The sequence below is a fragment of the Paenibacillus pasadenensis DSM 19293 genome, assembly GCF_000422485.1.
GTDB lineage: Bacteria > Bacillota > Bacilli > Paenibacillales > Paenibacillaceae > Paenibacillus_O > Paenibacillus_O pasadenensis.
Map to the genome: position 1 here is coordinate 147,740 of NZ_KE383849.1, position 10,627 is coordinate 158,366.

The following is a 10,627-nucleotide window of genomic DNA, read 5'->3' on the forward strand; positions in this document are numbered from 1 at the left end:
CCTTTTTTCATTTCTTCGGCCCGCTTAAAGCGAAGCCAGCCTGCGCACCGCGTCGATGCCGGTCATGCCGACCGACAGGCCTGCCGCTTGCGCCGCTTCCGTGACCGACTCCAGCGGCGCGTCCAGCAGCTCCTGCAAGGTGCGCACGCCGACGGCCCGCGCGGCCAGCACGCCCCGCTCCTTGAGCTTCGGATTGCTGTCGAACAGAGCTACGTCGAGCGCACCGCACATGATGTAGCCTTTGTCCGTCGTCACGGCGAGCAGCGTCGTCTTGGGCAGCTTGACCTCGACGCCGAGCGCCGTCATTCCGTCCCCGAGCGGGATCGGAACCAGTTGCATCATCGTTCCCCTACCTCCTCCCAAGCTCGCTTCCCTATCGTATGCGAGCCAGGGGAGGGATGGTGCCGCCGTCAGGCAGGCCCGCCTGGCGTCTGGGCCGCCTGCCCCGCCTGCAACGGCGGCACTCCCTGCAGCAGCTTCCATTCATATTCCACGCAGGCCTGGAGGAACGCGCCCAAGCCTTTCTGATCATTGGCCACGATCGGCTCGCTGATGTAGTACGCGTAGGTTCCGTCCCGCTTGTCGGCGCCGCCGAGGCCAGCGACCTGGCATACCTTGTTCAGGTTGATCCAGCCCTCCTTCGTCTCGAGCACGAACTCCGCCACGATGCCGGCGAACGCTTGATGTAGCATCGGCCGCCACTCTTCCGGCAGCACGCCGAGGCGAAGTCCTTTGGCCAGCGCGAACGCGATCATCGACGAAGCCGACGCCTCCAGATAATTGCCTTTGCGGCCGGGCTGATCCGGCACCTGGAACCAGACGCCGGAGGCCGGGTCCTGGACGCGGCGCAGCGCCTGCAGCAGGTCCTTCAGGATGCGGATCAGCTCTCCGCGATCGCGGTGGGATTCCGGCAGCAGCTCCAGCACGTCCGCGAGCGCCATCGCATACCAGCCCATCGAGCGCGACCAGAAGCTCGGCGACTGCCCGGTGACGGGATCCGCCCACGGCTGCTCGCGCTTTTCGTCCCAGGCATGATAGAGCAGGCCGCTCTTCTCGTCCCGGGTGCGGCGCTCGCTGAGGAGGAACTGGCGGGTCACGTCGTCCAGCCCTTCCCCGCCCTCGTATTCGAGCAGGTATCGCAGGTAAAAGGGCGCTCCCATGTACAGGCCGTCCAGCCAGATCTGATAAGGATAGATCTGCTTGTGCCAGAACGCGCCTTCCGCCGTGCGGGGGTGGCGGCGCAGCTGCTCGCGCAGCCTGCCGGCGGCGAGCCGGTATTTCTCCTCCCCGGTCTCGCGATGCAGGTCGAACAGCAGCTTGCCGTTGTTGATATGGTCGATGTTGAACTCGTCCAGACGGTAGCTGCGGATGCTGCCGTCCTCCGCGACGAACTCGTCGAGGTTCGTGCGGATGAAGTCGAGCCAGCGGCTCTCCCCCGTCGTCTTCCAGAGCTGCAGGAAGCCCTGCAGCACGACGCCGTAATCGTACGACCACTTGCCTCCATAACCCTTGTCGCGGCTCAGCAGCGGCGTCCGCTGCAGGATCGTCTCGGCCGTCCGGACCGCCCAGGTCGTCTCCCTCATGTCAATGCCCCGCCTGCTTGTAGGCCGCTTCGTATTCCTCGATGATCGACTGGCCGCCGGACTTCCTCCACTTCTCGACCTCCGCCTTGAACTGCGCCTCGTCGATCTTGCCGAGGATGAACTTGTACGTCGCGTCCGTGATGATCTTCTGCAGCTCGGAGCCCTGCGTCGACCAGGTCTGGGATTCCAGCGAATAGAACGGGTTCAGCACGGCGTAATCCGCGTTCTCGGCGATCAGCCGGTCGGCCTCCTGCTTGAGCTTGTCGGCGTCATGGATGGCGTAATCGTAGTCCTTCGGCCGAGAGCCGGCGAGCGGCTGCACCTCCTGCTGCCACAGATCCTGGTTCGTGATCGTCGCCGCCTTGTCGGCATCGACCGAATAGTGGACGCCCTCGATGCCGTAGGTCGTGAGCGCGTAGATGTCCTCGCTCATCAGATCGTCGACGAACTTCAGCACCCGCTTCAGCTCCGCCTCGTCCTTCACTTCCGATCGAGGGAAGGCCAGCAGTCCGCCGATGCCGTTGTTCGCGCTCCACAGCGCGCGGGGCTGGCCTGGCGCCGTAATGTCGTTCACCATCGCGAGCTCCATGCCGTCCTGCACGCCCTTGGCCATGTTCAGCAGGTTCTTGCTGTCGAACAGCGCTCCGACGTAGATGCCGGCCTTGCCCTGCGCCAGCTTCTGCTGCTGGTCCGTCTTGGCTGTCACGGCGAAGTCCTGATTGATGTAGCCGCCGTCATAGAGCTGCTTCATGTAGTTCATCGTGTTCAGGTAGCCTTCCGTCTCGAATTCCGGGGTCGCCTTGCCGTTCTCCACTTTCCATACGTTCGGCGTGCCGAAATAGGAGCCGAGCGTCTTGAACGCGCCGTAAACGAGATCGCTGCGGTCCGTAAATCCGGTCGTGTCGTCCATGCCGTTGCCGTCGGGATCCTGCTCGGTGAATGCCTTGGCGGCCTGCAGCAGCTCGTCGGTCGTCTTCGGCAGCGGCAGGCCGAGCTTGTCGAGCCAGTCCTTGCGGATGATGACGCCGTTGCGGGCGAGCGCCTTCTGCAGCGGCACGCCATACAGCTTGCCCTCGATCGAGGCGGACTTTCGGGTATCGGCGGAGATGCCTTTCAAATTCGGGAACTCGTCCAGATAAGGCCCGACCTCCCAGAACATGCCGGACTTGAGCGCGCTGCGCACCGAGGAATTGTCCAGAATCGTCAGCGTCACGATATCGGCCAGCGAGCCCGACGCGAGCGACGTATTGATCCGCTCTTCCTTGGAAGCGTCCGGGATCCAGGAGAAGCTGAGCTTCGTATTCGTCGCTTCCTCGATCTTCTTCACGACCGTGCCGGTCGGAGGCGAGGCGGTATGCAGCACGTTCAGCCAGGTGATCGACACCGGCTCGGCCGGCTCGGCCGCGCCGCCCGTCCCTGCCGCTCCGGCATTCGCTCCTGCGCTGCCCTTGCCTTCCGCTTGTCCTCCCGCCCCATTGCCGCTGCATGCCGACAGCAGCAGCGCGCATCCGAGCAGCGTCAGCCCAGCCTGCTTCATTCGTTTGGTTTCCATGTCGCTCGCCCCTTTTCTTCATGTGGTTGATTCAATAGACTCCGTCCTCGCCCATCTTCTTCGCCAGCCGGTTGGCCAGCATGACGAGCGCCAGGCCGACCAGCCCCTTGAACAGGCCGATCGTCGTGCTGTAGCTGAGCTGTCCGTTCTTCAGCCCCGCCGTATAGATGTAAGTATCGAAGATCTCCGCCACCTCGCGGTTGATGGAGTTGAGCAGCAGATACATATGCTCGAACCCGAGGTCGAGCGTATGGCCGATCTTGAGGATCAGCAGCGTGATGATGACCGGACGGATGGCCGGCAGCGTCACATGCCACATCTTGCGCAGCCGGCTCGCGCCGTCCATGTCCGCCGCCTCGTACAGCTGCGGATCGACGGCGGAGATCGCCGCGATGAAAATGATCGTCGACCAGCCGAGCTCCTTCCAGATGATCTGGCCGATGTACATGAAGCGGAGCCATTCCGGCGAGGTGAGGAAGTCGATCCGGGGCAGCCCGACGCTGGCGAGCGCCTCGTTGACGACGCCTCCGTCGACCGACAGGAACACGTAGCAGATGGAGACGATGATGACCCAGGACATGAAGTGGGGCAAATAGAGCAGCGTCTGGACGGCGTTCCGGAACCGCCTCGCCCGCGCCTCGTTCAGCAGCAGCGCGAACAGGATCGGCAGCGGAAACACGAGCAGCACGTCCATCAGGAACAGCACGATCGTGTTGCGCAGCAGCATCAGGAACGTCGGCTCGGCGAACAACCGCTCGAAATGCTTCAGTCCGACCCACGGGCTGCCGCCGAGGCCGAGGAAGGGCTGATAGTCCTTGAAGGCGATGATCAGCCCCCCCATGGGCAAATACTTGAATGCGACGAAATAAAGGAAGCCGGGGAGAATCATCAGATAGAGGAGCTTGTCTCGCCGCCATCCCTTCCATCGATGCGCGGCCCTGCTTTTCAGAGCGGCTCCGGGCGAGCGGCTCGCCGGTGCCGCCAAGGAATCCTTCATGAATCATTGCCCCCTCGCAAGCGCTGTCAAATCTGTTTCCAGCATAGCCCGCGCCCGCCATTCCGCCTATAATCATTTGCTGATCATCGTGGCCTTTTCCTTGCCGCTGCGGGCTTTTCCGGTCATGGAGCTGAGACGGAGCGCATGGAATCAGCTGAGGATCATCGCAGCGGCGGCCGCCGCGCGGCGGCGCTTCCGGACGGCATCGCAGATCCGCGCCTGGTGATTATAGGCGGAACTCCGTTCCCTTGATACAGTCGGAGCATGGACCATCTCCAAGGAGGAATTCGCATGAACCGATCCCACCGTCCCGCTCCCGGAAGCCGGCTGTTCGATGTGTTCAACTACAGCTTTCTGGGTGCGGCCGCGCTCGTCTGCGTGCTGCCGTTCATCCATGTCATCGCCAGCTCGTTCGCCTCGACATCCGAGGTCGTCTCGAGGCGCTTCATCCTGTTCCCGACGACGTTCTCGCTCGACGCCTACCGCTACATCCTCTCCACGCCGACGCTGTTCAAAGGACTCGGCGTCTCGCTCGGCGTGACGGCGGCCGGCACGATCGTCAGCATGGCGCTGACGGCGCTCATGGCGTACGGCCTGTCGCGCCGCTATCTCGGCGGCCGCGGAGCGATCAACTTCATCGTCGTCTTCTCGATGCTGTTCAGCGGAGGCATGATCCCGACGTTCCTCGTCGTCAAGGAATTCGGCCTGATCAACTCCTATGCCTCGATGATCGTGCCGGTCGCGGTCAACGCGTTCAACCTCATCATCATGCGGAACTTCTTCCAGGCGATCCCGGACAGCCTGGAGGAATCGGCCAAGATCGACGGCTCCAACGACCTCGGCATCTTCTTCAAGATCATGCTGCCGCTGGCGCTGCCCTCGGTGGCGACGATCTCGCTTTTTTATGCCGTCGCCTACTGGAACACCTACATGACCGCGATCCTCTACATCACCGACTCCGTCCGCTGGCCGATCCAGGTGCTGCTGCGGCAGATCGTCATCGTCTCGAGCGGCATGCAGGCCGAAAGCGGCTCCGTCGACGTCGTCCCTCCCGCCCAGACGATCAAGATGGCCGTCATCGTCGTCGCCACGCTGCCGATGCTGCTCGCCTATCCATTCGTGCAGCGGCATTTCGTGAAGGGAGCGCTGCTCGGGGCGGTCAAGGGATGAGAAAAGCGAGGAGAGAGCCTGCCTGGGCGGGCTCCCTCCTCGCTTTTTTTGCGGGCGCGGCCGGCGGCCCGCAGGGCGGCGCCGCTTGAGGCTCACGCTCCGCGGCGCTCCTTGCGGTAGGCGCCCGGGGTCATGTTCTCCTTCTTGCGGAAGGAGCGGATGAAGTTCTGCGGATTCTGGTACTGCAGCCGCTCCGCGATCTCCTTGACGGGCAGCTCCGTTTCGGCCAGCCATTTTTTCGCCGTCTCGAGCCGGTAGTTCATGAGGAACTCGCTGAACGTGATGCCGTATTCCTTGCGGAAAATGCTGCTCAAGTAGTTCGGATTGTAGTGCAGCCGGTCCGCGATCGACTCCAGCGACAGCTCCCGGTCGTACTCGCTGCGCACGATCGCGGCGATCCGGTCCGACAGCGAGCGGAACTGCTCGTTCGTCTTCTGCTTCATCGAGCGGGCCATCGGCAGCACCGCGCCCTCCATCAGGATCCGCTCGATCTCCTCCGGATTGCGGATCTGCAGCACGCGCTGGTAGAGCGACTCGTTGTCCGGCGCCAGCAGCACCTGGATGCCGAGCAGCTGCTCCAGCTGGATCAGGTCGTGCACGAACCGGACGAGCATCACCTCGAAGTCGGTCGAGTTCTTGCTCGTCTTCATCCACTCGGCGAGGAACGGATACAGCGCGGCCGCGGCCGCCTGCTCGTCGCCGAGGCGGATCGCGTCGAACAGGATGTTTTCCAGCTGCGCCGGATAGCGGAGCAGCACCGGACCGGAGACGACCTCCGCCACATCCTCGTAAAAGATGATCGATTCCTTGCCGAGATGCAGCCGCTGATGGAGCGCCTGCTTGCCCATCTCGACGGCTTCCCTGCTGCCGCCGGCAAGATCCCGGTAGATCCGGCTGAAGCCGACGCTGATCGAGACGCCGAGACGCTCGCGCGCGCCGACGATCGCCTGCTTGGCCGCCTGCTGCAGGCAGCGCTGGATCTCCTCGTCGGTCCAGCCGTCGAACGTGAACACCGTCGCCTGCGTGCCTTCATTGAGCACGATCGGCAGCAGCCTTCGCTCGCGCGGCACGAGCTCCTCCACGAGATGGCTGGCCGCAAGCAGCAGCATGTCCTTGTCAGCCGCGCCTCGCGAGCCGTAGCTGTCAAGCTGGATCAGCATGACCGCATAGCGGCATTCGGGCGACAGGCGGTAGCCGAACCGGCGGAGCTGGTGAGCGAGCTCGTCCGCCTCCATGCGGCCGCGGAACAGGTTCAGCAGCAGCTGCGTCTCCAGCTTGGGCAGCTCCGTCTCGAGCAGGCTCTCCAGGCTCTGCTTCTCGACGAGCAGATGGTCGATCGAGCGGACGATCCAGTCGATCTCGTCCTTGGCCGGCGCGTCGGCGGCCTGCGCTCCGGCGGATCTCGGCAGGCGGACCTGGATGCGGCGGATCGAGTTGGCGAAGTAGTAGGCGATGAAATAAGCGACGACGACGATCAGGCCGGCGATGAGCGCTCCCATCAGGATGAGGCCGTACAAAGCGGGGCGAAGCGCCTGGGCCGTCTCCTGCGGACGCAGCGGCGTCGCGTATACCCAGCTGTTGTAGTCCGAGCGGACGTAAGCCGCCTGGGTCCTTCGCCCGGAGCTGTCCGTCAGCGTCACGACGCCGGATGTCCCCTTGGCGGCTTCCCCGGCCAGCAGGCGGACCGCGGCGGCGTCCAGTCCGAGCGGACGCGGCTCGTACAGCGGCGTCCCCTCGCTGTTGAGGATGAGCAGCGGCGAGTCCTCGCGCGTCGCCAGCATCCGGTCGAGGCTCGCCTTCGGCAGGTCCGACAGCGCGACGGCGGTCTTGGCGATCGAGAAGGCCGGAAGCGTATGGACCAGCCGCAGGCCGTCCTGCGTCGGCATCCAGAACAAGCCCGTCCTGCGGCCGCCGATGTAGTCGTCCTGCAGCCGCCGGAGCTCCTCGTCCGAGAGCTGGGTCAGCTTGCCGCTGGCGATCTGCCAGCGCTGCTGGAGGCTGATGAGCGTATACTCGGCGCCGTCCATCCCCATCGTGGCGATGTAGTTCAGCTGCGAGTTGACGCTCCGGAACTCCTGGAACGACTGCTCGCTGATCGGCTGCGAGACGGCCTCCCGGAAGGAGCTCGTCGTGCTGTAGGTTGTGAAAGCGTATTCAATCGTGCGTATGCTTTGCTCGAGCGTATTTTTGGATTGGGAGACGAAGCTCAGCTTGCCCGCGGCCAGCCGGTCGATGACCGAATGGGTCGTCGTCATGTAAATATAGCTGCCGAGCCCGGAAGCAAGCGCGACACCCAGCACGAGGATCGGCAGGAAGATGCGGTAGAAGGTCTTGCCTTGGCGGAACCGGATGGTCATGGCGATATGAGCCCCTCTTCAGCGTTCTTGCCCTATTATAATTCGCATTCCATGATCTGCCAATATTTTTAAAACGTGTGCGGAAAACGCTTTCCGGTCCTTGACGGGCTCGCGGGCCGGGCCTACAATGAAGGCGTCGCCAAATGCACGAAGGACGGAATCGAGCCGGCGGCGGGAAAGGAAGGACGACGACAGCATGGTCACCATCAAGGACATCGCCCGCGCGGCCGGAGTCTCCCACACGACCGTCTCGCGGGCGCTCGGCGGCAGCCCGCAGATCAAGCGCGAGACGCGCGAGCGCATCGCCCGCATCGCCGCCGACATGAACTACGCGCCGAACTTCAGCGCCAAGAGCCTCGTCCAGCGCAGGACGTACACGATCGGCCTGTTCTTCTCCAGCATCGCGCAAGGCACGTCGGCCAGCTTCCTCGCCGAGGCGCTCCGAGGCATCCGCCAGCAGATCGGCGAGGACTACCTGCTGTCCGTAGCCGGCCTCGACATGATGGAGCATTACGACTCCGTCACGCCGCAGCGCTACGACGGCATCCTGCTGATGAGCCAGAGCGACGCGGACAACGGCTTCATCTACCATGTCCGGCAGGCGTCGCTGCCGCTCGTCGTGCTCAACCGCCAGCTGGACGATCCCAGCGTCGCGACGGTGTCGGCCAGCGACCGGGACGGCGTCGCCGCAGCGGTCGCCTACGCGGCCGCCAGAGGCCATCGCCGCTTCGCGCTGATCGAGGGACGAAGCGGCTTCCGCTCGACCGCGCAGCGCCGGGCCGGCTACATCGACGGGCTCATCCGCCACGGCCTGCCGCTGTGCGAGGAATGCTTCGTCCAGGGCGACTACGGCCCCGAAAGCGGCCATGCCGCCATGCTCCGCCTGCTGGAGCTGGAGGAGCGCCCAAGCGTCGTCATCTGCTCCAACGACGACATGGCGATCGGCGCGATGAACGCCTGTTATGCCCAGGGCGTCGCGATTCCCTCCGGGATGTCGCTGATCGGGTTCGACGACATCCCCTATGCGCGTTATGCCAGCCCGGCGCTGACGACCGTCGGCCGTCCCGTGGCGGAGATCGCCCGGCTCGGAGCGGAGCAGCTGCTGGCGCTCATGCGCGATCCGTCGCTCGCGGCGTCCCAGCTGCTGGTGAAGACCGAGCTGATGGCGAGGGACAGCGTGGCGGACCTGCGGTAGCGTCCGCTTTTTGCAGCAAGATGTTAACGTGTGCGAAATCGGAACCGAAACACGGAACGCCTTCCGAGACCGTCCCGGAACGTCCCCCTTCAATACCGGCGTGACGCTGCAGGCACGCCGATCCTCAATCGACAAGGAGCGATATTGCGATGAGCTTTCTGAACGACGACTTCCTGCTGACGACCGGCACCGCGCGCCGCCTGTACCACGATCATGCCGCAGGCCAGCCGATCATCGACTACCACTGCCATCTCGATCCGAAAGAGATCTACGAAGACAAGCCGTTCCGCAGCCTGACCGAAGCCTGGCTCGCCGGCGACCACTACAAGTGGCGGCTGATGCGCGCGAACGGCATCCCCGAGGAGCTCATCACCGGCGACGCGCCGGACTACGACAAGTTCCTCGCCTGGGCGCGCACGCTTCCGCTCGCCGTCGGCAATCCGCTCTACAGCTGGACGCATCTGGAGCTGCGGCGCTTTTTCGGCATCGACGAGCTGCTCAGCGAGCGGACCGCCCCGGATATCTGGGAGCGCGCGAACGCTCTGCTGGCCACCGATGCGTTCCGCCGGCGCAGCCTGATCAAGCGCTCGCAGGTGCGCGTCATCTGCACGACCGACGATCCCGCCGACAGCCTCGAGTTTCATCGCCTGCTGCGCGAGGAGGAGAGCGAGTTCTCCGTCTATCCGACCTTCCGTCCGGACAAGGCGCTGAACATCCATGCCGAGGGCTTCGCCTCGTGGATCGGACGGCTGGAGCAGGCGTCGGGAGCGGCGGTCGGCAGCTATGCGGAGCTGGTGCAGGCGCTGCGGGCGCGGGTCGGCTTTTTCCATGAGCAGGGCTGCCGGCTGTCGGATCATGCGCTCGATACGCTCGCCTATGGCGAGGCGGGGCCGGAGGAGCTGGAGCGGATCTTCGCCAAAGGCATCCGCGACGAGCAGCTGGAAGAGTCGGAGAAGACCGCCTACCGGACGGCGCTGCTGCTCGAGCTGATCGCCATGTACGAGGCTCAGGGCTGGACGATGCAGCTGCATATCCATGCCAGCCGCAACAACAACACCCCGATGGGCCGCCGCCTCGGCCCGGACACCGGCTTCGACGCGATCCAGGACGGGCCGCTGGCCGCCGCGCTGTCCCGGCTGCTCGACCGGGCCGAGACGTCGAGCGGCCTGCCGCGGACGATCCTCTACTCGCTCAATCCGAACGATTATCCGGCGCTGCTCGCGCTCATGGGCTGCTTCCAGAAGGACGTGCCCGGCAAGATGCAGCTCGGCTCCGGCTGGTGGTACAACGATACGCGCGAAGGGATGCGCCGCCAGCTGACGCTGCTCGCCGACCACGGCCTGCTCGGCCGCTTTGTCGGCATGCTGACCGACTCGCGCAGCTTCCTCTCCTACACGCGGCACGAATACTTCCGGCGCGTGCTGTGCGAGCTGCTCGGCGAGTACGCCGCCCGCGGCGAAGCGCCGGACGACGCCGAGACGCTCGGCGCGCTCGTGCGCGACATCTCCTACGGCAACGCCGCTCGTTACTTCGGCTTCGGCGAAGGCTGAAGCTGGACGCGAAAGGCCGCCGGCCTCCCAGCGATTGCTTGGGAGGCCGGCGGTTTTTTTGCTTTTGCGCCTGTTTGGCGCTATTCGCGCTATTCGTGCTATTGGGCCTTTTGCGCGCTGCTTGTGACGGTGTCACGAGGGTTGAATCCCAAGGCACATTTATGCCTTGGATTCGACGAGTCGGCCGGCGGTCCGCAATCCAAGGCACATTTATGCCTTGGAT

Annotated in this window: 8 protein-coding genes; 3 read left to right on the forward strand and 5 right to left on the reverse strand. The window is 64.5% G+C overall.

Annotated elements, in window-relative coordinates; all coding sequences use genetic code 11:
- Window positions 1–24: 24 nt before the first annotated feature.
- The 4 genes from H582_RS0114965 to H582_RS0114980 form a co-directional block, all read right to left on the reverse strand.
- Window positions 25–342 carry a YunC family protein gene (locus H582_RS0114965; RefSeq protein ID WP_028599165.1) on the reverse strand — a complete coding sequence of 106 codons (318 nt, stop codon included), beginning with the start codon at window positions 340–342 and terminating at the stop codon, window positions 25–27.
- Between the two features lie 68 nt (window positions 343–410).
- A complete protein-coding gene (locus H582_RS27815; RefSeq protein WP_052333307.1) occupies window positions 411–1,583 on the reverse strand; it encodes a glycoside hydrolase family 88/105 protein in 1,173 nt (390 codons plus the stop codon).
- A 1-nt stretch (window position 1,584) separates the two neighbouring features.
- On the reverse strand, window positions 1,585–3,135 hold the full coding sequence (locus tag H582_RS0114975; protein WP_028599166.1) for an extracellular solute-binding protein: 1,551 nt from the start codon (window positions 3,133–3,135) through the stop codon (window positions 1,585–1,587).
- A gap of 31 nt (window positions 3,136–3,166) precedes the next feature.
- Complete coding sequence (locus H582_RS0114980) at window positions 3,167–4,024, reverse strand: ABC transporter permease (protein WP_240479031.1); 858 nt, start codon at window positions 4,022–4,024, stop codon at window positions 3,167–3,169.
- A 399-nt stretch (window positions 4,025–4,423) separates the two neighbouring features.
- Between H582_RS0114980 and H582_RS0114990 the strand changes: the two genes are divergently transcribed.
- On the forward strand, window positions 4,424–5,302 hold the full coding sequence (locus tag H582_RS0114990; RefSeq protein WP_028599169.1) for a carbohydrate ABC transporter permease: 879 nt from the start codon (window positions 4,424–4,426) through the stop codon (window positions 5,300–5,302).
- A 92-nt stretch (window positions 5,303–5,394) separates the two neighbouring features.
- On the opposite strand, the gene H582_RS0114995 is transcribed toward H582_RS0114990, so the two are convergent.
- Window positions 5,395–7,659: a helix-turn-helix domain-containing protein gene (locus tag H582_RS0114995; protein WP_043111405.1), complete on the reverse strand. Its 2,265-nt coding sequence runs from the start codon at window positions 7,657–7,659 to the stop codon at window positions 5,395–5,397.
- Between the two features lie 196 nt (window positions 7,660–7,855).
- On the opposite strand from H582_RS0114995, the gene H582_RS0115000 reads away from it, so the two are divergent.
- Window positions 7,856–8,854, forward strand: coding sequence for a LacI family DNA-binding transcriptional regulator (locus H582_RS0115000; protein ID WP_028599171.1), 999 nt, complete (start codon window positions 7,856–7,858; stop codon window positions 8,852–8,854).
- A 149-nt stretch (window positions 8,855–9,003) separates the two neighbouring features.
- The gene (uxaC, locus tag H582_RS0115005; RefSeq protein WP_043111406.1) at window positions 9,004–10,404 is read left to right on the forward strand and encodes a glucuronate isomerase; all 1,401 of its coding nucleotides are present in this window, start codon (window positions 9,004–9,006) and stop codon (window positions 10,402–10,404) included.
- Window positions 10,405–10,627 lie beyond the last annotated feature (223 nt).

Bases quoted from the DNA above. Each gene is read 5' to 3' on its own strand.
- H582_RS0114995 (WP_043111405.1), bottom strand. From the start codon at position 7,659: ATGACCATCCGGTTCCGCCAAGGCAAGACCTTCTACCGCATCTTCCTG.
- uxaC (WP_043111406.1), top strand. From the start codon at position 9,004: ATGAGCTTTCTGAACGACGACTTCCTGCTGACGACCGGCACCGCGCGC.
- H582_RS0114980 (WP_240479031.1), bottom strand. From the start codon at position 4,024: ATGATTCTCCCCGGCTTCCTTTATTTCGTCGCATTCAAGTATTTGCCC.
- H582_RS0114965 (WP_028599165.1), bottom strand. From the start codon at position 342: ATGATGCAACTGGTTCCGATCCCGCTCGGGGACGGAATGACGGCGCTC.
- H582_RS27815 (WP_052333307.1), bottom strand. From the start codon at position 1,583: ATGAGGGAGACGACCTGGGCGGTCCGGACGGCCGAGACGATCCTGCAG.
- H582_RS0115000 (WP_028599171.1), top strand. From the start codon at position 7,856: ATGGTCACCATCAAGGACATCGCCCGCGCGGCCGGAGTCTCCCACACG.
- H582_RS0114975 (WP_028599166.1), bottom strand. From the start codon at position 3,135: ATGGAAACCAAACGAATGAAGCAGGCTGGGCTGACGCTGCTCGGATGC.
- H582_RS0114990 (WP_028599169.1), top strand. From the start codon at position 4,424: ATGAACCGATCCCACCGTCCCGCTCCCGGAAGCCGGCTGTTCGATGTG.